Annotated in this window: 35 protein-coding genes and 1 rRNA gene; 2 read left to right on the plus strand and 34 right to left on the minus strand. The window is 48.0% G+C overall.

The window, feature by feature from the left end; genetic code table 11:
• From KI362_RS22820 to KI362_RS22830, 3 genes are all read right to left on the minus strand, one after another.
• Positions 1-225 (minus strand): 16S ribosomal RNA (locus KI362_RS22820); the annotation flags it as partial.
• Positions 226-586: 361 nt separating this feature from the next.
• On the minus strand, positions 587-796 hold the full coding sequence (locus KI362_RS22825) for a hypothetical protein (protein ID WP_212943494.1): 210 nt from the start codon (positions 794-796) through the stop codon (positions 587-589).
• Positions 797-982: 186 nt separating this feature from the next.
• On the minus strand, positions 983-1,603 hold the full coding sequence (locus KI362_RS22830; protein WP_249413170.1) for a stage II sporulation protein M: 621 nt from the start codon (positions 1,601-1,603) through the stop codon (positions 983-985).
• A gap of 120 nt (positions 1,604-1,723) precedes the next feature.
• Here KI362_RS22830 and pdaB point away from each other — a divergent pair, with 120 nt between their 5' ends.
• Positions 1,724-2,533 (plus strand): polysaccharide deacetylase family sporulation protein PdaB, encoded by an 810-nt coding sequence (pdaB, locus tag KI362_RS22835; RefSeq protein WP_301630671.1) that lies wholly within the window; start codon positions 1,724-1,726, stop codon positions 2,531-2,533.
• A gap of 59 nt (positions 2,534-2,592) precedes the next feature.
• Here pdaB and KI362_RS22840 read toward each other — a convergent pair whose 3' ends face one another.
• Positions 2,593-3,216 carry a KinB-signaling pathway activation protein gene (locus KI362_RS22840; RefSeq protein WP_301630672.1) on the minus strand — a complete coding sequence of 208 codons (624 nt, stop codon included), beginning with the start codon at positions 3,214-3,216 and terminating at the stop codon, positions 2,593-2,595.
• Positions 3,217-3,345: 129 nt separating this feature from the next.
• Between KI362_RS22840 and gerD the strand changes: the two genes are divergently transcribed.
• Positions 3,346-4,167 carry a spore germination lipoprotein GerD gene (gerD, locus tag KI362_RS22845; RefSeq protein WP_301630673.1) on the plus strand — a complete coding sequence of 274 codons (822 nt, stop codon included), beginning with the start codon at positions 3,346-3,348 and terminating at the stop codon, positions 4,165-4,167.
• A gap of 38 nt (positions 4,168-4,205) precedes the next feature.
• Here gerD and KI362_RS22850 read toward each other — a convergent pair whose 3' ends face one another.
• From KI362_RS22850 to rpsQ, 30 genes are all read right to left on the minus strand, one after another.
• Positions 4,206-5,324, minus strand: coding sequence for an Mrp/NBP35 family ATP-binding protein (locus KI362_RS22850; RefSeq protein ID WP_301630698.1), 1,119 nt, complete (start codon positions 5,322-5,324; stop codon positions 4,206-4,208).
• Positions 5,325-5,381: 57 nt separating this feature from the next.
• Positions 5,382-6,155: an N-acetylmuramoyl-L-alanine amidase CwlD gene (gene cwlD / locus KI362_RS22855; protein ID WP_044482491.1), complete on the minus strand. Its 774-nt coding sequence runs from the start codon at positions 6,153-6,155 to the stop codon at positions 5,382-5,384.
• Between the two features lie 78 nt (positions 6,156-6,233).
• Entirely contained in the window at positions 6,234-7,403 is a 1,170-nt protein-coding gene (sat, locus tag KI362_RS22860; protein ID WP_301630674.1) for a sulfate adenylyltransferase, read from the minus strand.
• Between the two features lie 13 nt (positions 7,404-7,416).
• Positions 7,417-8,109: a phosphoadenylyl-sulfate reductase gene (locus KI362_RS22865; protein WP_301630675.1), complete on the minus strand. Its 693-nt coding sequence runs from the start codon at positions 8,107-8,109 to the stop codon at positions 7,417-7,419.
• A 154-nt stretch (positions 8,110-8,263) separates the two neighbouring features.
• The gene (locus KI362_RS22870; RefSeq protein ID WP_301630676.1) at positions 8,264-9,142 is read right to left on the minus strand and encodes an FMN-binding protein; all 879 of its coding nucleotides are present in this window, start codon (positions 9,140-9,142) and stop codon (positions 8,264-8,266) included.
• 168 nt (positions 9,143-9,310) lie between these two features.
• Positions 9,311-9,703: a 30S ribosomal protein S9 gene (gene rpsI, locus KI362_RS22875; RefSeq protein ID WP_044482495.1), complete on the minus strand. Its 393-nt coding sequence runs from the start codon at positions 9,701-9,703 to the stop codon at positions 9,311-9,313.
• Between the two features lie 20 nt (positions 9,704-9,723).
• Positions 9,724-10,161 carry a 50S ribosomal protein L13 gene (gene rplM / locus KI362_RS22880; RefSeq protein WP_044482496.1) on the minus strand — a complete coding sequence of 146 codons (438 nt, stop codon included), beginning with the start codon at positions 10,159-10,161 and terminating at the stop codon, positions 9,724-9,726.
• Positions 10,162-10,391: 230 nt separating this feature from the next.
• Entirely contained in the window at positions 10,392-10,757 is a 366-nt protein-coding gene (locus KI362_RS22885) for a TFIIB-type zinc ribbon-containing protein (RefSeq protein ID WP_301630677.1), read from the minus strand.
• A gap of 76 nt (positions 10,758-10,833) precedes the next feature.
• Positions 10,834-11,664 (minus strand): tRNA pseudouridine(38-40) synthase TruA, encoded by an 831-nt coding sequence (truA, locus tag KI362_RS22890; RefSeq protein ID WP_301630678.1) that lies wholly within the window; start codon positions 11,662-11,664, stop codon positions 10,834-10,836.
• Between the two features lie 360 nt (positions 11,665-12,024).
• Positions 12,025-12,390 (minus strand): 50S ribosomal protein L17, encoded by a 366-nt coding sequence (gene rplQ, locus KI362_RS22895; protein WP_044482499.1) that lies wholly within the window; start codon positions 12,388-12,390, stop codon positions 12,025-12,027.
• Positions 12,391-12,427: 37 nt separating this feature from the next.
• Positions 12,428-13,372, minus strand: coding sequence for a DNA-directed RNA polymerase subunit alpha (locus tag KI362_RS22900; protein ID WP_044482500.1), 945 nt, complete (start codon positions 13,370-13,372; stop codon positions 12,428-12,430).
• A gap of 131 nt (positions 13,373-13,503) precedes the next feature.
• Positions 13,504-13,899, minus strand: coding sequence for a 30S ribosomal protein S11 (gene rpsK, locus KI362_RS22905; RefSeq protein ID WP_018753969.1), 396 nt, complete (start codon positions 13,897-13,899; stop codon positions 13,504-13,506).
• Positions 13,900-13,918: 19 nt separating this feature from the next.
• Positions 13,919-14,287 carry a 30S ribosomal protein S13 gene (gene rpsM, locus KI362_RS22910; protein WP_044482501.1) on the minus strand — a complete coding sequence of 123 codons (369 nt, stop codon included), beginning with the start codon at positions 14,285-14,287 and terminating at the stop codon, positions 13,919-13,921.
• A 20-nt stretch (positions 14,288-14,307) separates the two neighbouring features.
• Positions 14,308-14,421, minus strand: a complete 114-nt coding sequence (gene rpmJ, locus KI362_RS22915; RefSeq protein ID WP_003333770.1) for a 50S ribosomal protein L36 — start codon at positions 14,419-14,421, stop codon at positions 14,308-14,310.
• 196 nt (positions 14,422-14,617) lie between these two features.
• Positions 14,618-14,833 carry a translation initiation factor IF-1 gene (infA, locus tag KI362_RS22920; protein WP_006212898.1) on the minus strand — a complete coding sequence of 72 codons (216 nt, stop codon included), beginning with the start codon at positions 14,831-14,833 and terminating at the stop codon, positions 14,618-14,620.
• Between the two features lie 2 nt (positions 14,834-14,835).
• A complete protein-coding gene (locus KI362_RS22925) occupies positions 14,836-15,150 on the minus strand; it encodes a KOW domain-containing RNA-binding protein (protein ID WP_301630679.1) in 315 nt (104 codons plus the stop codon).
• Between the two features lie 3 nt (positions 15,151-15,153).
• The gene (gene map / locus KI362_RS22930; RefSeq protein WP_044482503.1) at positions 15,154-15,906 is read right to left on the minus strand and encodes a type I methionyl aminopeptidase; all 753 of its coding nucleotides are present in this window, start codon (positions 15,904-15,906) and stop codon (positions 15,154-15,156) included.
• Between the two features lie 5 nt (positions 15,907-15,911).
• Positions 15,912-16,556, minus strand: coding sequence for an adenylate kinase (locus KI362_RS22935; RefSeq protein WP_044482504.1), 645 nt, complete (start codon positions 16,554-16,556; stop codon positions 15,912-15,914).
• A 95-nt stretch (positions 16,557-16,651) separates the two neighbouring features.
• Positions 16,652-17,953 (minus strand): preprotein translocase subunit SecY, encoded by a 1,302-nt coding sequence (secY, locus tag KI362_RS22940; RefSeq protein WP_301630680.1) that lies wholly within the window; start codon positions 17,951-17,953, stop codon positions 16,652-16,654.
• The gene (rplO, locus tag KI362_RS22945; protein WP_044482506.1) at positions 17,953-18,393 is read right to left on the minus strand and encodes a 50S ribosomal protein L15; all 441 of its coding nucleotides are present in this window, start codon (positions 18,391-18,393) and stop codon (positions 17,953-17,955) included. The genes secY and rplO overlap by 1 nt, the downstream gene beginning before the upstream one ends.
• Before the next feature lie 50 nt (positions 18,394-18,443).
• Positions 18,444-18,629: a 50S ribosomal protein L30 gene (gene rpmD, locus KI362_RS22950; RefSeq protein WP_044482507.1), complete on the minus strand. Its 186-nt coding sequence runs from the start codon at positions 18,627-18,629 to the stop codon at positions 18,444-18,446.
• A 12-nt stretch (positions 18,630-18,641) separates the two neighbouring features.
• A complete protein-coding gene (gene rpsE / locus KI362_RS22955; protein ID WP_044482508.1) occupies positions 18,642-19,139 on the minus strand; it encodes a 30S ribosomal protein S5 in 498 nt (165 codons plus the stop codon).
• 27 nt (positions 19,140-19,166) lie between these two features.
• Positions 19,167-19,535, minus strand: coding sequence for a 50S ribosomal protein L18 (gene rplR, locus KI362_RS22960; RefSeq protein ID WP_301630681.1), 369 nt, complete (start codon positions 19,533-19,535; stop codon positions 19,167-19,169).
• Between the two features lie 91 nt (positions 19,536-19,626).
• The gene (rplF, locus tag KI362_RS22965; protein ID WP_044482510.1) at positions 19,627-20,169 is read right to left on the minus strand and encodes a 50S ribosomal protein L6; all 543 of its coding nucleotides are present in this window, start codon (positions 20,167-20,169) and stop codon (positions 19,627-19,629) included.
• Between the two features lie 30 nt (positions 20,170-20,199).
• Complete coding sequence (gene rpsH / locus KI362_RS22970; protein ID WP_044482511.1) at positions 20,200-20,598, minus strand: 30S ribosomal protein S8; 399 nt, start codon at positions 20,596-20,598, stop codon at positions 20,200-20,202.
• A gap of 31 nt (positions 20,599-20,629) precedes the next feature.
• Positions 20,630-20,815: a type Z 30S ribosomal protein S14 gene (locus KI362_RS22975; protein ID WP_009226651.1), complete on the minus strand. Its 186-nt coding sequence runs from the start codon at positions 20,813-20,815 to the stop codon at positions 20,630-20,632.
• Between the two features lie 43 nt (positions 20,816-20,858).
• Positions 20,859-21,398 carry a 50S ribosomal protein L5 gene (gene rplE / locus KI362_RS22980; RefSeq protein ID WP_044482512.1) on the minus strand — a complete coding sequence of 180 codons (540 nt, stop codon included), beginning with the start codon at positions 21,396-21,398 and terminating at the stop codon, positions 20,859-20,861.
• Positions 21,399-21,431: 33 nt separating this feature from the next.
• Positions 21,432-21,785, minus strand: a complete 354-nt coding sequence (gene rplX / locus KI362_RS22985; protein WP_081671875.1) for a 50S ribosomal protein L24 — start codon at positions 21,783-21,785, stop codon at positions 21,432-21,434.
• A gap of 58 nt (positions 21,786-21,843) precedes the next feature.
• Positions 21,844-22,212 carry a 50S ribosomal protein L14 gene (rplN, locus tag KI362_RS22990; RefSeq protein WP_044482513.1) on the minus strand — a complete coding sequence of 123 codons (369 nt, stop codon included), beginning with the start codon at positions 22,210-22,212 and terminating at the stop codon, positions 21,844-21,846.
• Between the two features lie 36 nt (positions 22,213-22,248).
• A complete protein-coding gene (gene rpsQ, locus KI362_RS22995; protein WP_044482514.1) occupies positions 22,249-22,515 on the minus strand; it encodes a 30S ribosomal protein S17 in 267 nt (88 codons plus the stop codon).
• Positions 22,516-22,537: the final 22 nt, after the last annotated feature.

A 22,537-nucleotide genomic window follows, 5' to 3' on the forward strand; every position in this document is an offset into this window, starting at 1 on the left:
GATTGCTCCGCCTTTCATTACCTCCCCATGCGGCAAGGTAAATTATCCGGTATTAGCTACCGTTTCCGGTAGTTATCCCAGTCTTACGGGCAGGTTGCCTACGTGTTACTCACCCGTCCGCCGCTAAGCATCAGAGGTGCAAGCACCTCATCAGCTCCGCTCGACTTGCATGTATTAGGCACGCCGCCAGCGTTCGTCCTGAGCCAGGATCAAACTCTCCATTAAAGTGTTTGACTTGCTCATTTTGAAACTGACGAGAAAATTAATTCTCTTAAAGATGGAATCCCAAACGACACAGGGTCGATTGCAACTCATCTATTTAATACTCACTCGTTGTTCAGTTTTCAAAGATCAACTCGCGATGTTTAATCGCTTCATTTCATCACCGCGCTGTCTCAGCGGCGACTTTTATAATATACCATACTTCATTCGGTTTTTGCAAGAGTTTTTTTAGAAGTTTTTTCTCTTCTGTGATCATCCTGCAAGAACCGCATGTTCTGCAAAAAAAGCGGAACGTTTGATAATTTACCACATGCCCGCCTATGAAGTCAAATCCAATTATATCCTATTGTTTATTTAATGTGAACTACCCTCTTCGGGCATATTTAGACAATTCCTTGGAAGGCGCAAAGCGGGCGTACATCCGAAAGACGGTTTTATAACGATTAGCAATAGCGCGGCGGATATCTTGGTCTAGCCGCTGATCGCTCAGATCCATCAGCATCTCATCCAATTCCTTACGAAGAACATAATCGAGTTCCTTGCATTCTTTATCATTAAACATCATTCCCAGCATAACCACACAGCTCCTCTTTCGACGAAATAGCGATTGTAACAGGATATAGGCAGCATCAATTAGCGCTCGTATGCACTCGCATGTATGTACTCTTGGGTAATGATTAACCCGTTACCTTTCCCAATAAACCTGTTTCCATAGAACCGCTTTACTGTTATGCTCACTTTCTGGAAATTTTATGACTCCCTATTTCATTAAATTGTAAGTAATCACACTTTCGATCCCCGCCGCAAGCAAGAGAAGAATCACAATCCAGAACGCCCCTCGTACCGCTGAAGCAAGAAAGCCGCGCCATACCACACTTTTCTCCCTCTCTTCTCTTGCACCTCCTAATTCCCCCAGCCATTTCAGAACCATATAACCAAACTGCATTCCGAATCCGGCCGCAATGATAATTGCAGGAATCTCGATAATCCCATGCGGCAGCAGGCCATAAAATATTAAATGAAACACATCCTCACCCTGGCGCCCTAGCTCTGATACCAGGTAACCGATCACCATTCCGTTCATGACCAGGAACAGTACCGGATACACGCCGAACAACGCACCCAGAAAGATAACGGCGACCGACTTTATGGCATTGTTGAGGAAAATAAATTTAAAGAAGCCCTGCTCCGGAGAGGGTGACTCCGACAGTCTCTGGCTATGCTCCTGCATTTGCTGTATCGCCGGATTGACCCACCGTCCAATGGTCTCGGCACCTACAGTGCCAATGATGACACCTGCCGCGAACAGTATTAACGCAGTCAGCATCATTTTCCGATACCGATGCAAATCCTTCATAAAGTAGCCAAACGAAAGCTTCATAAATAAATCCTCCAATTCATTCTTCAGGGTCATATTTCAAATTAGTACGAGCATAAAGTAGTACAAGCGGATCCATCAAATCCACCAATTCAATCTTAATGAATGAGGGGGCAACCATCCATGAACAATTTCTTCTACGTCCTTAACGGGAAGAAGATCAAACGGTATTTCTTCGTTTTTGCTGCGGCCCTATTTGCGGCCGGAATTATCTATGTGGAGAAGAATCACGTCACCGTATTCTCCGAGGAGAGCAGCGGTGCAGCGATCTACAGTATTTCCACCGAGAAAAAAGTTATCGCCCTCACCTTCGATATCAGTTGGGGAGATAAACGAGCCGAGCCGATCCTTAAGGTATTAAAAGACAAGAATATTAACAAGGCGACCTTCTTCTTATCTTCTCCTTGGAGCAAGAGTCACCCGGAGCTGGTCAAGGCGATTCAGGCCCAAGGCTATGAGATTGGGAGCCACGGTCATAAACATACAAATTACAGCGAACTGAGCGATGAAGAGATTAAGAAGCAATTAACCGCCGCTCATACTATTTTAACCGATGTAACCGGAAAAGCACCTATGCTCCTGCGACTCCCGAACGGGGATTTCGATAAGCGCGTGCTGAAGACTGCCGACGAGCTGGGCTATACAGTCATCCAATGGGATACTGATTCGCAGGACTGGATGAATAAAGGCGTAGATACGATTGTCAAAAGGGTTGTGAGCAAGGCGCATCCCGGCGATATTGTCCTGATGCACGCCAGTGATTCCGTGGAGCAAACCCACGAAGCATTGCCCCTCATTATTGATCAGCTTCGGGAAAAGGGCTATGAGTTCGTCACCGTCAGCGATCTTCTTCAAGAGGCCGGTGTAAGCGGTTCTCAGGTGCGTGACCAGGCCTGGCTTCAGCAGCAGCTGGATATTGCCTCAGGTATGTAAAGGCAAAAAAAGAGCCGGCTTCATGGAGGTTACCCCTCATTTGCCGGCTCAAATGCATTTCATTCATTTACCAACCCCTGCTGTTGCGGGGGTTTATATGTATTTTGCGGCTTAAGCACACGATGGAGAATCAAGATTTGGTAAGCATTGCAGGCAATAAGCGGTGCGGCGATCCATAATGTAGCCTGGTCAACGCCAATCTTCAGTACACCGACAATTTCAAGTATTGTAAAGGCGGTCATGAAGAACAGTGTTGGAATCCATGCGGAGCTATGGGTCATCTTCACCTTGAAATAAGCAACCCCAACAGCAATAACAAGCAGGATCACCCCAAAGATGATATCTGACGTCCCCTTTCCCTCCCGGCCGACAAACAGTCGAAAAAACATCAATTCAAGCCACGCCAGCACAGCAAGCCCCAGCTGTATATATTGCCAGGTTCTGCGGGAGAATACACCATTGCCCATGTAATTAAGCATCAGATAAGCAAAAAAACCCATCTGGGAATACACGCTTACCATAGCGCCAACCCCAAGCAGCACGGCGATATTCACGAGAATGTCTGTCGCTCCGTTCATATCCAAAGTGTCCGTCCATTGCATAAGCAGGCCAACAATCAGCGATCCCGCCGCCCCTACCGCTAACGTCGTCCAGAATAAGTACATCCAATTTTTCAAGTTCAAATGTCACACCCCCACTAAAGAAATATTTTACCAATGATCCCGTTAAAAAACCATGGGGGCGAAAGGATAAATCTTTTTCTGCAGCCGCATAATAACCACAGTGACGATGAGCGAAAGGAGGATTGAACCATGAAAAGACTGCGCTTAAGCAGGTTCTGGTTCATTTGCATACTTGTATTATCTATCATGCTGACAGCCTGCGGCTCTGACCAAGGAGGCTCTTCTTCTTCCCAAGGTGGACTTGGCTATAAGGATACAAAATCCATGGTTATCGATATTTTAAAGACGGAAGATGGCAAGCGGGCCATTTATGAAGCGTTAAGCGGGAGCAACAGCGTGTCCGGTTCAGCCAATCACGATCAGAATAATTCGGAATCCGGCAATTCAGAGGACAGCTCCAAGTCAGGTGAATCCTCAGGAGGCTCGGAATCCGGCAGCGGGCAACAAGGCGGGTCAACGCTTGGGGTACGCATGATTCTGCCCGGACAGTCCTCCGATCAGATCCGTATGGCTGTCAAGGAGACCATAACTTCCCCGGAGTATAAGGCCGAGCTGGAGAAGATTATGACGGATCCGCAATTCGCGGGTGATTTTGCCAAGGCCGTTAATTCCCAGAGCAAGCAGCTTCATATGGAACTGATAAAGGACCCGACCTATCAAAAGTCCATTGGAGAGATCATGAAATCACCGGAGGTCATGAAGATGTTTCTTGACTTGACGAAAACTTCGGACTACCGTAAGCAAACTATGACAGTTATGCAGGAAGCCATGCAGAGTCCTCTGTTCAAGATGGAGGTCATGGAGCTTCTAAAGACGGTCGTGCAGCAACAGTTGCTGCCGAATGTTGAGAAGCAGCCGAAGTCCGGTGAGAAGGAGGGAGGACAAGAGGAAGATCAGGGGCAGTCCGGCGGAGGCAGCGGCGGAGAAAACGAACAGGATCAAGGTTCTTGATTTAGTTAAAGTTAAAAAGAAGACTGCTCCGTTAAGGATCAGTCTTCTTCACATTTGGCGATGACTTTGAGTGCTGCCTCAGTATACATCTGCCCCGCACCTGAATCCGCCTTATAGACAGAGGGAGAAAAATCAGGCTCGGAAGGATGATTATCCGGCGCCCCCAATGGCACTTGAGCGAGCAGCTCCGTCTGCAGTGTCTCCGCCAGACGAGCCCCGCCGCCTCTGCCGAACACATAGTCCCGCTTGCCGCAGCCTTCGCACTCATAGTAAGCCATATTTTCAACTACACCAAGCACCTCATGATCGGTCTTGAGAGCCATCGCCCCTGCTCTTGCGGCTACAAAGGCTGCAGTAGCATGAGGAGTGGTGACGATAATCTCCTTGCTATGCGGAAGCATCTGATGGACATCAAGAGCAACATCCCCTGTTCCGGGCGGCAAATCGAGAAGCATATAATCCAGCTCCCCCCAAGCAACATCTGCGAAGAATTGATTGAGCATTTTGCCCAGCATGGGTCCCCGCCAGATCACAGGATTATTGTCCTGAATAAAAAATCCCATGGACATCACCTTCACCCCGAAACGCTCCACCGGAATAATTGCGCCATCCTCGACCTGAGGTACGGTCTCGATTCCCATCATGTCAGGTACGCTGAATCCATAAATATCCGCATCGATCAAGCCAACCCGCTTCCCCATACGCGCCAGCGCCACTGCAAGGTTAACGGAGACTGTGGATTTTCCCACGCCCCCCTTGCCACTGGCGATTGCGATAAACTTCACTCCGGAGTCAGGGTCAAGAATTGACACGTTCTCTAACCCGGCCGCATGTCCCTTGGGCTGTGTTTGCGCCTGCTCCCTAGCAGCAGTGGCAGTCGCGTTCAGATCTTGTCCAGCCTGTTCGCGTTCCAAATCAGAGGCCTCCCGGAAACGAAGATGAATATCCTTAATCCCGGCATCCGCAAGTCTTGCGCGAATCTGCTCCTCTACAAGCCGCCGGCTATTGCCTTCTTTATCCAGACATACGACAGTAAGCGATATCCGCTCCTCCTTGATCATGATATCCCGAATCCATTGCATCTCAACCAGGCTACGCTGCAAAGAAGGCTCAGCGACTGGACGAAGTATGGCCTCAAGTTGCTCCCTTGTCATCAATAACAGCACCTCGACTTTATCGTTATCCTCATAAGGACTCTATGATGAGTTATTATATCATTTCTTGTCAGACTGTGCCGAGGTTCCGCTGCGTTCTCCGGAAGTATATCTCAGGATTCCTTGGTATATCGAGGCAGCCACCTTCTGCTGATAAGATTCATTGCCCAACAGCGATGCCTCCTCCGGATTGGATAGGAAGCCGACTTCGACAAGCGCAGCTGGGATCGTCACGGCTTCCAGAATGTAGACCGACTTATCGGACTGCTTGGCTACCCGGTCCGTATTCTCGAGATTACGTCTCAACTCTTCCTGAATCAGGTCGGCCAGCGTAGGGCTGTCGCCATGATTGGGGTAATAGAAGGTTTGAGCTCCCCGCCAGCGCGGCGAAGGGATGCTGTTCATATGAATACTGATAAATAGCCGAGCCTGCTGCTCTTCAATGAACCTCACCCGCCGCTTGAGATCCTCCGTCTTTCGATTCTTATAGCCCTTTGTACCCGAATCAGCCAAATCTCGATCCTCTTCCCGGGTCATCACCACAATAGCGCCTGCCTGTTGCAGATAATCCCGTAAATATAAAGACACCGCGAGATTAATGTCCTTCTCGATCACCCCCTGCTCACTGACAGCCCCGCCATCCGCTCCTCCATGACCGGCATCCAGCACAATCGTCTGACCGGCAAGCGGCAGACTCCAATATTGGGATACACGTTGCGCAGGCACCTCATAGAGGGCCAGGCCAATTAATAAGCCGATAAGGCCAAGCGCGATAAATCCCTTCTGAATATGTCCAAAATGAATCCACAGTTCCGGCTTGTGTTTGGAGCCCATAAAAAAGCCACCTCCGTCCCATAATGACATTAATCATCATATGGGACGAGGTGGACAAATATACCGGGTTCACCGGACTTAGATAACGACTTGATGACTCATGCCCTCGATCAGTACCCGAGCCACTTCCGGACGGGTAAACTCAGGCGGCGGGCAGATGCCCTCCCGAAGCAGCCCTCTTACCTTAGTTCCGGACAAGGTCATATGATCCTCCTTCGGATGCGGGCAAGTTTTGCTGGAGGCCATGCTCCCGCATTTCGCGCAGAAGAAACTGTGTTCAAAAAATAATGGCGAGATTCCCAGCTCCTCCGGTGTAAAGTTCGAGAAGATTTCCTGCGCTTCATAAGTGCCATAATAATCGCCGACTCCGGCGTGATCCCGTCCGACGATAAAGTGAGTACAGCCGTAGTTTTTACGAACCATAGCATGGAATATGGCCTCTCTAGGCCCCGCATAGCGCATGGCTGCCGGAAAGACGCCCAGAAAAGTACGTTCTGCAGGATAGTAATGATCCAGCAACACAAGATAACTCTTCATACGCACATCAGCTGGAACATCATCCGATTTCGTCTCTCCCACAAGCGGATTCAGGAACAGTCCGTCCACAATCTCCAAAGCGCTCTTTTGGATATATTCATGAGCCCGGTGAACCGGGTTGCGGGTCTGGAAACCGACAACCTTGTTCCAACCCTTCTCGGCAAAAATCTTCCGCGTCTCTGCCGGGTCATAATAGAACTCGCCAAAGCGATCAGGCTTCGGACGGTTCAGTACAGTTACCTCCCCGCCAACATAGATCGGCGAGCGTTCCAGCAATTTCTTCACTCCGGGATGCTCATTGTCATCCGTCTTAAACACATGCACCGCCTCTTCAAGCGGATCGACACGATAAACATCGGCAACCTCCAGTAAACCGTAAATAACTCCGTCCTGCTCGCCGGTTAAGGCCACTTTCTTGCCCGGAGTTAGCGAAGCGGACTGCTCCTCACTAACCGATAAAGTAATCGGAATGCTCCATACGGTTCCATTAGCCAGACGCATGTTCTTGACTACAGATCGATAATCCTGTTCTGTCATAAATCCGGTCAATGGCGAGAAAGCGCCGACACCGATGAGATCTAGATCGGAAATAGCCCATGGCGTAATCGCAATGGCTTCCAGCTCCGCAGCTTCCCTAAGCAGTCGTTCACGTTCATCCCCGGAGGCCAGTCTGTTAATCAGCTTGCCTCCGTGTGGTAAGATTGCCGTCATGGTTGTCTCTCCTTTATTTATGAAGTCCGCATTCTGTCTTGTCAGAGCCTGACCAGCGTCCTGCTCTTGGATCCTCGCCAGGCATGACCTGACGTGTGCAGTATTCGCAGCCAATGCTTGGATAATTGCGGTCATGCAGCGGGTTATAGATGACATTATTATCGCGAATATATTGCCAAACATCCTCGCTGGTCCAGCCTGCGATCGGATTGAATTTTACCAGCCCGAACTTGGTGTCATATTCAATCTTTTTCGCATTTGCCCGGGTTGGCGCCTGATCTCTGCGAATCCCTGTAATCCATGCATCATATTGAGACAAGATCCGGGTTAAAGGTTCAACCTTGCGAATGTTGCAGCAGGCATTAGGGTCTGACTTCCATAGCTCATCGCCGAATTGCTGTGCCTGCTCCTCCGGGGTAATCTTCGGGGATACGCGCACAAAGTCTAATTCATAGCGATCGACGAGGGCATCCCGAGTATCATAGGTCTCTTTAAAGTGAAAGTCCGTGTCCAGATAGAATATATCTGTCTTGGGGCTAATCTTCTGCAGCATATCTACAAGTACCACATCCTCAGCGCCAAAGCTGCATGCAAAGGTAATGTTCGGAAATGTCCGAATCGCCCATGCAATGATTTCCTCCGGGGATGCCGATTCCAGTTCTTCCGCCTTTGTACGAATAAGGTCTTCCTTTTCAAGCAAATTCATTATCGACCCTCCATCTTCTTAAAAAGCATGATAGCATATAAAACCGACTAAACAGATTAGAATTATAGTTTATAGTATAGTGATTTACCGCTGTAAGTCAATAAAAAAGACCCGACATTTAAAATGTCAGGTCTTATCATTTTGTTGCAAATGATTATTCTGCAATCGTTATAGCCTTCGTAGATGCATCACCGATCTCAGCCATATCGTCCAAGGCCGCTTCTACAAGGGCATGGAAATTATTCGAAGAGGTTGTAGCGCCAGTAATGACATCTACGTCACCGATCAATTGCTTATCGATCAGTTGTTGTTCAAGCTCGGCTGTATATTTCTCAGGATAGGTTCCGGATTGCGGCTCCATCGCTGCTTTATATTCTGCATTTTCTGTTTTCATCGCGCCTTCTTCATTCACATAATCAAAATTTACAGAATCAATCTTATGGTCCTTGATTACCAATTCGATGAATGGCTTCCAGCCATGTGCGTCGAATGCATCAGCCTCTACCTTGTAGGTACCATCTTCATACAGGTTCACCACTGCATCGCTTGTATCGCCGGTCTTTGCTTTTTCAAGCGCTGCGGCCGCAAGCTCGTTGAAGTTTCTGGAGGAATGCGTTGCACCGGATACTACATCCACTTTATCAGCAGACTGCACACTTACCAGATTTTCTCCGAGCTTATCAAATGCTTCACGAGGAGTCATTTTATTGACATTCTCAAACGCCTTTGAATAGTTCTCGTCATTGGTTCTCAAGTCACCGTTTTCGTTCGTGTAATCGTAGTAGGCCTTCTCCACCTTACCGTCTTTCACAGTAATTTCTACGTAAGCTATCCAGTTGCGAACATCCTTACGATCGTAGATGCCCTTGTAAGTACCGTCTACATACGTGCCTGCGCTTGTCTCTGTCGTGGCAGGTGGATTGGCACCGTTATCCGCGCCATCAGCAGCATTGTTAGTTGCTTTATTGCCGCCGCAGGCTGTCAGTGCAGCCATAAGCAATACTACCGTGCTAATCAAGATCGCTTTCTTCATGTTTTATCCCCCATTGAATAAAATTGTTGATATTGGAAGTTTATCACCAGTTATTCGAATCGTATGTGAAAATAATCACCTATAATGTGAAAAAATGCTCATTGTAAGCATAAAAAACCTCCGTGCCAAAGTTGGCCGGAGGCTCTGCATTCCTGTGGTCCAGGAATATTAACGTTTCGAGAATTGTGGTGCGCGACGAGCGGCTTTGAGGCCGTATTTCTTACGTTCCTTCATACGTGGATCACGAGTCAGGAAGCCCGCTTTCTTCAAAGCAGGACGGAATTCAGGGTCAGCCTTCAGCAATGCACGGGAAATACCGTGACGGATTGCGCCTGCTTGACCAGAGATACCGCCGCCATGAGCGATTACGATTACATCGTAGTTGCCCAATGTTTCAGTCAGGTTCAAAGGTTGTTTAACGATCAGTTTGAGAGTTTCCAAACCGAAATATTCGTTGATATCGCGTTTATTGATGACAATGCGTCCTTCACCCGGTACAAGGCGAACACGAGCTACCGAATGTTTACGACGACCTGTCCCATAGTATTGTACTTGTGCCATGAAACTGTCCTCCCTTTTAATTATCCGCGAAGTTCGTAAACTTCAGGTTTTTGTGCTGCATGTGGATGCTCTGTGCCGGCATAAACTTTCAGTCTGAGCTTCATCTTCTCGCCTTGACGAGTCTTAGGCAGCATACCGAATACAGCAGATTCAAGTACACGCTCAGGTTTTGTATTCAAAAGATCCTTGGCTACAGTAACTTTCAAGCCGCCTGGATGCAGGGAGTGACGATAGTACTTCTTGTTCTCCAGCTTCTTGCCAGTCAAAGTAATCTTCTCAGCATTGATGATGATAACGAAGTCACCGCCATCAACGTGTGGAGTAAATTGTGGTTTGTGCTTGCCGCGGATCAGAGCAGCGGCTTCACTTGCCAAACGGCCAAGTGTCTTGCCTTCGGCATCAATAATGTGCCAATTGCGCTCAACTTCGTTTGGCTTCGCCATATAGGTGGTACGCATGTAAAGATCCTCCTTCATTCTCGTCCGAAATGGTTCATGGATGCGAGTCTCAAGCCGATTTAACAGCTGGATTGCCCGCGTTCACACTTTATCTTCGATCGTTGTCATATTCGTAGTTAGGGTATTTCTCAGTTCTTGCAATGCGGTCTTCTCAACTGGGGGCCGTGGGATAGCCGTCAAGAAAACACAACTTATATTTTACAGTAACGAACGCACTTCCGCAAGTATTTTTAATCAAAAAGATCCCCAAACACGTCTAGCACATTTTTCTTCTTTTTATGCTTAGGATAGCCTTTATAATTCTCCTTATAGTTGCGATCCTGAGGGTATCCCTGATTCTGCGGATAGCCTTGGTTTGGCGGATAGTTTGGATGCTGCTGATGATGTCTAGGGTCCATCTGTTGACCATATCCGTCATATCCCCGGCTTTCTTCCCATTCTCGATAAGACGGTCGAATATCATTGATCTCCTTGAGCAACTTCTCCAGTTCCCCGCGGTCCAGCCAGACTCCTTTACAATCAGGGCATACATCAATCAATACTCCGTCCTTCTCAACCTCGCGCATCCGGACATCATTGCATACTGGACATTTCATGATCTCGTCCTCCGTTAATTAGAATAATTTTGTTCTTGTACTAATTACGAAGAAACTCGGCTGCGGTTGCAGCATTTTACTCATCGTCTTCGTGATCTTCTGTATCGGTCCATTCGGATTGCTCAGATGCCGGCGAGCTGAAATCATATTCCACATTCCATAGCATAAGACCCTTGCTCTCTGCCGTCGGTCCAGCGGCTGCGCGATCTTTCGCCGCAAGGATGCTTTTCATATCCTGCGGGGTCCGTTTGCCTTCTCCCACCTGAAGCAGCGTACCTACAATAATACGTACCATATGCTGCAGGAACCCATTCCCTGTCACATATAGGTGAATGACTCCCTGCTCATGACTTCCTGCCGCAAGCTCGCTCTGCTCGACCTCAAGGCGCGCCTCAAGGATAGTCCGAACATGGCTCGTCTTCGTGGAGTGTCTGGAGGCAAAGGAGGTGAAGTCATAGGTTCCAACGAGGTGCTCCAATCCCTGACGCATCGCCTCCACATCAAGCTTGCCGGGATGGTGCAGCTGATATCTCCTGACAAAAATATCAGGGACACGGTTCCCGTTGATCGAATAACGATAAGTCTTCCGCTTCGCTGAACGTCTGGCGTGGAACTCCAGCGGCACCTCGATGATTTCGGTTATTCTTATGTCTTCCGGAAGACGGCCATTCAGGGCAAGGCGCCATCTCTCCAGCGGAATAATAGAATTCGTATGAAAGTGAAACACCTGTGCCCTGGCATGAACGCCGGCATCCGTACGCCCCGAGCCATGGATCTTGATCGCTTCTCCCGTCAATTGAAGCAAAGCATGTTCAATCGCATCCTGTACCGTATTGCCTCCTGGCTGCGTCTGAAATCCGTAATAGACCGTGCCGTCATAGCTGACTGTTGCCAATAAATTGCGCAAGCAAATTCACCCCCGTATTCCTATATAGGTTGAACTAATACCTTTTACGTTTAGAGGGCAACGTGTAGAGTGTTCTTACGATCGCTGTTGTTCGCGGATTTCTCTGATTGAACTAAGATATGATACGGTAGAAATCCACTCGCAAAGGCGAACGCTTCCGAGCTTATGCTCCCGAAGCAGCTTTCTTGCAGAAAGCTTTCACTTCAGCACACTCCACACTTTTGCCCCTTTCTACGTAGTTTTTAGTTCAACCTATATAGTTAACTATTCATACAATAAAATAACAAAAAACTCTCTACGGCCAAGCCTTTAGCGGCAAGCCGTCAGAGAGTTTAACGTTGCTTAGGGATCCTCCCCTAATTAAGCACGGTCTACCAATTCCAAGTAAACCATAGGGGCGGAGTCGCCGCGGCGTGGTCCAAGCTTCAGGATACGAGTGTATCCGCCTGGACGCTCGGAGTAGCGAGGTGCAATTTCCGAGAACAGCTTCTGGATTGCATCCTGCTGACCGTCGATCGATTCGCGGCGCACATATGCAGCCACTTGACGACGAGCATGCAGATCTCCACGCTTAGCCTTGGTGATCAGCTTTTCAGCGATCGAGCGAATTTCCTTCGCTTTCGCTTCCGTTGTTTGGATGCGTTCGTATAAGAACAGGTCGGTTACCAGATCACGGAACAAAGCTTTACGCGCACTGGAATCGCGGCCCAACTTTTGATATGCCATGAGTTTTCCCTCCTTCGCTAGAACGATTCAAGCAGGATTATTCTTCCGTACGAAGACCCAAACCAAGCTCTTCAAGCTTCTCTTGAACTTCCTCCAAAGACTTGCGACCAAGGTTGCGCACCTTCATCATATCTTCTTCCGTCTTCGTGGTCAGTTCTTGTACCGTGTTAATTCCGGCACGCTTGAGGCAGTTATAGGAACGAACGGAGAGATCGAGCTCTTCAATCGTCATTTCAAGAACTTTTTCTTTCTTGTCTTCTTCTTTTTCGACCATGATTTCCGCGTCCTTCGCTTCGTCCGTTAACCCGACGAACAGGAAGAGATGCTCGGTCAAAATCTTGGCACCGAGACTTACCGCTTCTTCAGGTCTGATGCTGCCATCGGTCCATACTTCAAGCGTCAGCTTGTCGTAGTTGGTCACTTGGCCAACACGTGTATTTTCTACTACGTAATTGACGCGAGCAATCGGGGTATAGATCGAATCGACAGGAATGACACCAATCGGTTGATCATCCCGTTTATTCCGATCTGCCTGAACATAACCACGACCGCGGCCGGCATAAATGCGCATGTGAAGTCTAGAGCCCGGCTCCAAGGTTGCAATGTGAAGATCCGGGTTCAAAATTTCGACATCGCTGTCCGCACGGATATCTCCCGCCGTAATGACGCCTTCGCCTTCCGCATCGATTTCGAGAATCTTCTCTTCATCGGAGTGGATTTTGAGCGAAAGTGCCTTCAGGTTCAGAATGATTTCCGTGACGTCTTCCATTACACCTGGAATGGTCGCGAATTCATGCAGAACACCATCGATTTGGACCGAGGTTACCGCAGCACCCGGTAGAGAAGAGAGCAAAATCCGGCGAAGCGAGTTGCCCAGTGTCGTGCCATATCCACGCTCAAGTGGTTCTACTACAAATTTCCCATAGGTGCCGTTATCGCTAACTTCTACGGTCTCGATTTTCGGCTTTTCGATTTCTATCACGAAAGTACCCCTCCTTCAAACGTCGTTCCTTACAAACGGTCATGTGATTCTTGAAGTCTATCATGTAGTATGCCTAAACAACCATTGTTACCAATTATGATGTTGTTATACCACACTAGAGGCGGCTTCAATTATACACGACGGCGTTTTGGAGGACGGCAACCGTTATGAGGAATTGGAGTCACGTCTTTAATCATGTTTACTTCAAGGCCCGCAGCTTGCAAGGAGCGGATAGCGGCTTCACGGCCGGCTCCAGGACCTTTAACCATAACTTCGACGCTCTTCATGCCATGTTCCATAGCGGCTTTTGCAGCCGATTCCGCAGCCATTTGAGCGGCGAACGGAGTCGATTTACGGGAACCCTTAAATCCAAGACCGCCGGAGCTTGCCCAGGAAATTGCGTTACCGTGCGGATCCGTAATGGTGACGATCGTGTTATTGAAGGTGGAGCGGATATGTGCCACACCGGATTCAATATTTTTACGGTCACGACGTTTTGTACGTACGACCTTTTTTGGTTTAGCCATTGTCTGTTATCCCTCCTTCTTATTTCTTCTTGTTCGCTACTGTACGACGAGGACCCTTACGAGTACGAGCATTCGTCTTAGTACGTTGTCCGCGAACAGGCAAGCCGCGACGATGACGAACACCGCGGTAGCAGCCAATTTCAATCAGACGCTTAATATTTAAGGAAATTTCACGACGCAGGTCACCTTCAACCTTAACCGTTTTGTCGATCGTTTCGCGTAGTTTGCTAACCTCATCTTCCGTCAAATCACGAACACGAGTGTTCGGACTGATGCCTGTCTCGGACAGGATTTTCTGGGAAGTCGTTTTACCGATTCCGAAAATGTAAGTCAAGGCGATCTCAACGCGCTTATCACGTGGCAAATCCACACCAGCTATACGTGCCATTTTACGCTACACCCCCTTCTTTAACCTTGTTTTTGTTTGTGTTTCGGATTTTCGCAAATCACCATAACATTGCCTTTGCGACGAATGACTTTGCATTTTTCGCAGATAGGCTTCACAGAAGGTCTTACCTTCATGTTGATTACCTCCTAAAAGTTTTACGAATGTAAAACTAGCTTCGAAAGCCTTTGCTTAGTTTAGCGGAGCAAATTCTCTTCGTAAGGATCAGCTCTGCTTTACGAATGTAAAACCCGTATTGGGAGCACATTTAGATGTTCTAAATTACTCAACCTGAATATCATAACACATATTTATTCCAAATGGTATTGGAATCTATTTACGATACGTAATACGACCTTTAGTCAGGTCATAAGGCGACAATTGAACAACAACTTTGTCTCCTGTCAGAATCCGGATAAAGTGCATACGCAGCTTGCCGGATACATGAGCAAGAATTTGATGTCCGTTTTCCAGTTCTACTTTAAAGGTAGCATTCGGCAACGGCTCAATAACCGTACCTTCGACTTCAATTACATCTTCCTTGGCCACTGTCATTCCCCTTTCTCTTCGGCATTGGAGCCCTCAGTCTGACGGAATGCTTGAACCGCGTAACGCAGCTTGGCATTTGTCACTCTGCCGCTCTCTTGCAAACTATGAACAACTTCGCTGCTGATCATCGGCTGGAGGTTAAGGTGCTGAATGTTTTTACGTTTAGGTTGATCGAATTTGCGTTTGTCTCCGTCTGCAATGAGGACGAATTTCTCATCCACAATTCCGACAATCACATAAACCGCTTCAGCATCTCTGCCCTTTAAAGCTTTCACCAATTGACCGATCTGCGCCTCTGTGCTGTGCTTCAAGCTCATCACCTACGCATCCAGTTTAGTGAAAATCTCAAGACCATCCGGCGTAACTGCTACTGTATGCTCAAAATGAGCGCACAGTGATCCGTCAACCGTTACCACAGTCCAATTATCTTCCAACGTTCTTACGTACCGTTTACCGGCGTTAACCATCGGCTCGATTGCCAGTACCATGCCAGGCTTAAGCCGTGGCCCCCGATCCGGACTTCCGTAGTTCGGAATTTGCGGCTCCTCATGCAGATCCTTGCCGATCCCGTGACCGACATATTCCCGCACGACGGAGAATCCCGCATCCTCAATGAACTGCTGGATCGCATGCGAAATAGTGTACAAGCGTACATCAGGTTTGACCAGTGCCAGACCGGCATAGAGGGAGCCTTCCGTCACATCCAGAAGCCGCTGGGCTTCTTCGGATATTTGACCTACCGGATATGTCCAAGCCGAGTCTCCATGGAAACCACGGAATTCCGCACCGATATCAAGCGTGATGATGTCGCCTTCGTTCAATTTGCGTTTGCCGGGAAAACCGTGTACCAATTCTTCATTGACTGAAGCACAGATGCTAGAAGGAAAACCGTTATATCCCTTGAAAGAAGGCACCGCATGTTGACTGCGAATGAATTTATCGGCGATCTGATCGAGTTCCCCCGTCGTAATTCCCGGCTCAATCGACTTAGCAATCAGTCTGTGCGTTTCCGCTACAATTCGTCCCGCTTCGCGCATAAAGCCCAGTTCCGTTTCGGATTTACAAATGATCATTACACCTAACCTCGCAGTATGGACACGATTTCTTCTGAAACCGCTCCGATTTCCTGTTCTCCATCTACTTGACGCAACAGGCCCTTATCTTCATAAAACTTGAGGAGAGGTGCCGTTTTGTTGATATATTCGTCCAGCCGTGTTCCTACGCTCTCTTCGTTATCATCGGAACGTTGGTACAACTCACCGCCGCACTTATCACAAACACCTTCCTGAACAGGAGGATTGAAGATCACATGATAAGTAGCTCCGCAAGCTTTGCAAAGGCGGCGCCCGGTCAGACGAGCCAGCAGCTTGTTACGGTCTACCTTCAGGTTGATGACATGATCCAGCTTCTTTCCTAATCCGCCAAGCAGCTCCTCCAGCGATTCCGCTTGCGAAAGGGTTCTTGGAAAACCGTCCAATAAGAAACCTTTTTCGCAATCGGACTGCTGCAGACGTTCGCGAACAATACCGACTGTTACATCATCAGGCACCAGAAGTCCTTGATCCATGTATTCCTTCGCCTTGAGCCCTACAGGGGTCCCCTGCTTGATGGCCAGACGAAACGCATCCCCGGTAGAGATGTGCGGAATACCGAACTGGTTCACAATGACTTCTGCTTGTGTCCCTTTCCCTGCTCCAGGAGGCCCCATGAATAGAATGTTCATGTCTATCACTCCCTCCAGATTACAATCAATTTCAAGAAACATAACAATAGGCGCCAGGAGCGATCTCTTGCGAGTTCAGACCTGGTACCTATCGCTTACTTATTAATAAAGCCTTTGTAGTGACGCTTGATCAACTGGCTTTCAATCGTCTTCATCGTATCAAGTGCAACCCCGATCACGATCAGAATCGAAGTACCGCCGATCTGTACACTTTGAGGCAGGTTAGCCAAAGCTCCCAAGCCTACAGGAAGTACGGAGATCACTGCAAGGAACAACGCGCCTGTCATGGTCAAACGAGTCAATACCTTGGTCAGGTATACCTCGGTTGTTTTGCCAGGACGAATTCCCGGAATATATCCGCCGTTCTTCTTCATGTTCTCAGCCATCTGCTGCGGATTCATCTGTACGAAGGTATAGAAGAATGTGAAGCCGATGATCATGACAACGTAGAGCACCATGCCTAAAGGCTGGTTGGTGGACAGATGCTGGGTAATCCATTGTGCCCAGTTCATATGCGCCCAGAAGCTGGCGAGGACAACCGGGAACTGCAGCAGCGATACAGCGAAGATTACCGGAATAACGCCGGCTGCATTGATTTTCAATGGAATATGCGTATTTTGTCCGCCATACATTTTGTTGCCCACAACACGTTTGGCATATTGCACCGGAATTTTCCGGATCGCCTGTTGAATGTAGATTACGCCGATGACAATCAACACACACACAAGAAGAATTCCGATCGATTTGACTACATTCATGAAGGTTTGGCCTTCAATAATGAATTCTGACATCGCAATCGTCTCAATATGGCCTGGAATACCGGCCACGATTCCGGCGAAGATAATCAGCGAGATTCCGTTGCCGATTCCCTTTTCCGTAATCTGTTCACCGAGCCACATCAGGAACGAAGTACCTGCTGTCAATACGATAGCAATCACCAGATAATCGGCAAAGGTAGCATTTGGTACCATTTCGATGTTGTACATGCGGTTAAAGCCGATCGAAGTTGCAAAAGCTTGAATCAACGCAAGCACAACTGTACCATAACGGGTAACCTGAGCCATTTTCTTCTTGCCGTGTTCTCCTTGCTTCGCCCATTCCGCAAACTTCGGAATGACGTCCATGGAGAGGAGCTGAACAATGATGGAAGCCGTGATGTATGGCATAATCCCGAGGGCAAAAATCGAGAAGTTCTTCAGTGCGCCGCCCGAGAAAGTATTCAGAAGCCCGAACAAGTTTTCAGCACCAGCGTTGCTGGAATTCTGAAATACGGAAGCATCCACACCAGGAACCGGAACGAAAGAACCGATCCGGAAAATAATGAATACGAACAGGGTGAATAGGATCCGGTTACGGAGATCCTGAACGTGCCAAATGTTCTTCAACGTTTTAAACATTAGATCACCTCGGTTTTACCGCCGGCAGCCTCGATTTTCTCTACCGCAGATTGAGAGAACTTATTCGCTTTAACTGTCAGCTTGACAGTTACTTCGCCATTGCCAAGGATCTTGATTCCGCTCAGCGCGTTCTTCACGATTCCTTGTTCAAACAACAGTTCAGGAGTTACTTCCGTACCCGCAGCAAAGTTGTTAAGTTCTTCGATGTTCACAATCGCGTACTCTTTCCGCGTAGGATTGTTAAATCCGCGTTTTGGCAAGCGACGATACAACGGGTTTTGTCCGCCTTCGAAGCCCGGACGTACACCACCGCCGGAACGAGCATTTTGACCTTTATGGCCACGTGTAGATGTTTTACCCATGCCGCTACCAGTACCGCGTCCAACACGCTTACGCTCATGACGGGAGCCTGCAGCTGGGGAGAGCTCATGTAACTTCATCGTTCGTTGCACCTCCTTATTAGATGTTGATTCACTGAGTAGTACAAAGACTATTCAGTGATTTCTTGAACAGAAACCAGGTGGCTTACTTGATTAACCATGCCACGGATGGCTGGGTTATCGTTGTGAACCACAGACTGATTGATTTTGCGAAGTCCCAAAGTTTTTACGGTAGTACGTTGGTTCTCCGGACGACCGATCAAACTACGCACGAGGGTAATTTGCAGTTTAGCCATGAGATTCCCTCCTTAACCGAGAAGTTCTTCGACGGTTTTACCGCGCAATTTCGCAACATCCTCAGCACGCTTCAGACGGGACAAGCCCTCCAAAGTCGCATTGACCATGTTGATGGAATTCGAAGAACCCAGTGATTTAGTCAAAATGTCGCCTACGCCTGCCAGCTCGAGCACCGCACGAACAGGACCGCCTGCGATAACTCCGGTACCTTCGGAAGCCGGCTTCAACAGCACGCGGCCTGCACCGAAATGTCCGGTAACAAGGTGAGGAATAGTTGTTCCTACAAGCGGAACATGCACAAGATTCTTCTTGGCATCTTCAATTCCTTTACGGATCGCATCAGGAACTTCGCCAGCTTTACCGATACCAGCGCCAACCCAGCCTTTGCCGTCACCGACAACAACAAGTGCGCTGAAGCTGAAACGACGTCCGCCTTTTACTACTTTAGCTACGCGGTTAATATTTACAACTCTTTCTGTCAGTTCTAAAGTGTTAGGATCTACACGCAAGTCGTTAACCTCCTTTTTAAAATAATATTAGAATTCAAGACCTGCTTCGCGAGCTGCATCAGCCAATGCTTGAATCCGTCCATGGTACAAGTATCCTCCGCGGTCAAAAACAACAACCTTCACGCCTTTTTCCGTAGCGCGCTTAGCAACCAGTTCTCCCACTTTACGTGCGGATTCGACATTGCCGCCATTGTTGATTTCGCTGCTGATTTCCTTGTCAACTGTCGACGCGGATACCAGGGTTACACCCGCTACATCATCGATCAATTGAGCATAGATATGTTTGGAAGAACGGAATACGTTCAATCTAGGACGTTCAGCCGTTCCTTGGATTTTCTTACGTACACGCAAATGTCTTTTCAGACGTGCTTTGTTCTTATCGCCTTTTGTAATCATGACTTCCATTTCACTCCCTTCGGTTTACCTTCACGCCATGCGCGGCCGTACAAGTCAAGAAGCAAGAAGAAGCAGCCTTCGATGATCAGGCTTATTTCTTCTTACCAGCTTTACCTTCTTTACGGATGATACGTTCGCCTTCGTACTTAATCCCTTTGCCCTTGTAAGGTTCAGGTGCACGAACCGCACGAATATTCGCAGCGTACTCGCCTACGCGCTCTTTATTGATTCCGCTCACGATGATTTTCGTGTTGGATGGAACTTCAAACGTAATCCCAGCTTCCGGCGTGATTTCAACCGGATGAGAGTAGCCTACGTTCAGAACCAGTTTCTCACCGGATTTGCTGGCACGGTAACCGACACCAACAAGCTCGAGAGTCTTGGTGAAGCCTTCGGTTACTCCGCTCACCATGTTGTTCACTACGCTACGGGTTGTACCGTGCAGGGAACGGTGTAATTTATTGTCGGAAGGACGCTCGACAAGGATTTGGTTGTCTTCAACCGAAACCTTCATGTCCTTGTGAAGCTCACGGGTCAAAGTGCCTTTAGGGCCTTTTACCGTAATGACACTATTATTAAGTGTGATATCCACACCACTTGGTACTGTAATTGGTTTGCGACCAATACGAGACATTTGCTGCACCTCCTTGTTTTGTGACGTTAATTACCAAACGTAGCAGACAACTTCGCCGCCGGCTTTCGCCTGACGAGCTTCCTTGTCCGTCATAACTCCCTTGGACGTGGAGACAATCGCGATTCCCAAACCGCCGAGTACACGAGGAACTTCATTGCTCTTCGTATACACGCGAAGGCCAGGCTTACTGATTCTCTTAAGTCCAGTAATAACGCGCTCATTGTTCGGGCCGTATTTCAGGAAAATACGAATCAACCCTTGTTTGTTGTCATCGATATATTCTGCGTCACGAATGAAACCTTCACGCTTCAGGATTTCAGCGATTTGCTTCTTAATCGTGGATGCAGGCAGTTCTACTGTTTCGTGGCGAACCGTGTTCGCGTTACGAATACGAGTAAGCATATCTGCAATAGGATCAGACATAGTCATTAGTGTAAACCTCCTTCCCGTTGTTGATGGATTACCAGCTTGCTTTTTTCACGCCAGGAATCTGGCCTTTATAAGCTAATTCACGGAAACAAATTCTGCAAATTTTGTACTTTTGCAATACCGAATGTGGACGACCGCAACGCTCGCAACGGGTGTAAGCCCGTACTTTGAATTTCGGAGTGCGTTGCTGTTTAACTTTCATCGAAGTTTTTGCCACTTAGCCTGACACCTCCTAAATAGTATCGGAGAAAAAATGATTCTTATTTCGCAAAAGGCATTCCGAGTCCGCCCAGCAATTCGCGGGATTCTTCGTCGGTCTTAGCCGTAGTTACGATAACGATATCCATACCGCGCACTTTATCAACCTTGTCATACTCGATTTCCGGGAAGATCAATTGTTCCTTCAAACCGAGTGTATAGTTGCCGCGGCCGTCAAATGCTTTCGTCGATACGCCTTGGAAGTCACGAACGCGTGGAAGCGTTACGTTGAACAACTTGTCGAGGAAGTAATACATACGCTCACCGCGCAATGTTACTTTCACGCCGATCGGCATATTCTCACGAAGCTTGAAGCCTGCGATCGACTTCTTCGCACGAGTGATAACCGGCTTTTGACCAGAAATCAGCTGCATGTCGTTCACAGCGGAATCAAGTACCTTCGAGTTGGCAACAGCGTCGCCTACACCCATGTTGATAACAACCTTCTCGACTTTAGGCACTTGCATTACAGTTGTATAGTTGAATTTTTGAATCAAAGCAGGTGTAACTTCGTTCAAAAAACGTTCTTTCAATCTTGCCATGAATCATGGACCTCCTTTCTTCTCGTTCCTGGATTAATCGATCACTTCTCCGGATCTCTTCGCAACGCGAACCTTCTTGCCGTTGTCCAATACCTTGTAACCGATACGGGTTACTTTTCCGCTCTTAGGATCAACGTGCATAACGTTCGATACGTGAATCGGAGCTTCCTTTTCGATGATGCCGCCTTGCGGGTTGAGTTGGTTCGGCTTCTGGTGTTTCTTCACCATGTTCACACCTTCAACCAGCACGCGGTTTTCACGTGGATAAGCAGCGATAACGCGGCCCTTCTTGCCTTTGTCCTTACCGGAGATCACGATAACGTTATCGTCCTTCTTGACATGCAGCTTGTTGTTGTGGGATTCCAGAACTTTTTTCAATCTTGGCATTTCACTTACACCTCCTGTTTCGTCGGCTTATTAAACAATCCCCTTACGCCGGGGCGTATTAGATAACTTCCGGAGCCAAGGAAACGATTTTCATGAAATCTCTGTCGCGCAGTTCACGAGCAACAGGTCCGAAAATACGAGTACCGCGTGGGCTCTTGTCTTCTTTCACTACCACCGCTGCGTTCTCATCAAATGCGATGTAAGAACCGTCTTTACGGCGAACTGAACGCTTTGTGCGAACAACAACCGCTTTGACTACATCACCTTTTTTGACAACGCCCCCTGGTGTTGCTTGTTTCACAGAGCATACGATCAGGTCACCGATTTGAGCCGTGCGACGACCCGTACCGCCCAGAACACGAATACACATCAATTCCTTCGCGCCGGAGTTGTCTGCAACTTGCAAACGTGTAAATGGTTGAATCATGGAAAGTTCCTCCTTTCAGTCTAAGCTATCCTGCTATTAGATGATTACTGCTTTCTCAACGATTTCAACGAGTCTCCAACGCTTGTCTTTAGACAAAGGACGAGTCTCAGCAATCTTCACAGTATCACCGATTTGCGCAGTGTTGTTCTCATCATGCGCTTTGAATTTCTTCGTATACTTAATGCGTTTGTGGTACAGATCATGCTTCTTATAGGTTTCAACAGCAACGACGATTGTCTTATCCATCTTGTCGCTGACGACTTTACCAATTTGCACTTTACGGCTGTTGCGCTCTTCGCTCATGGTTAGCCTCCTTCCTGGACTT

This window comes from Paenibacillus apis, from assembly GCF_018333295.1.
Taxonomy (GTDB): domain Bacteria; phylum Bacillota; class Bacilli; order Paenibacillales; family Paenibacillaceae; genus Fontibacillus; species Fontibacillus antibioticophila.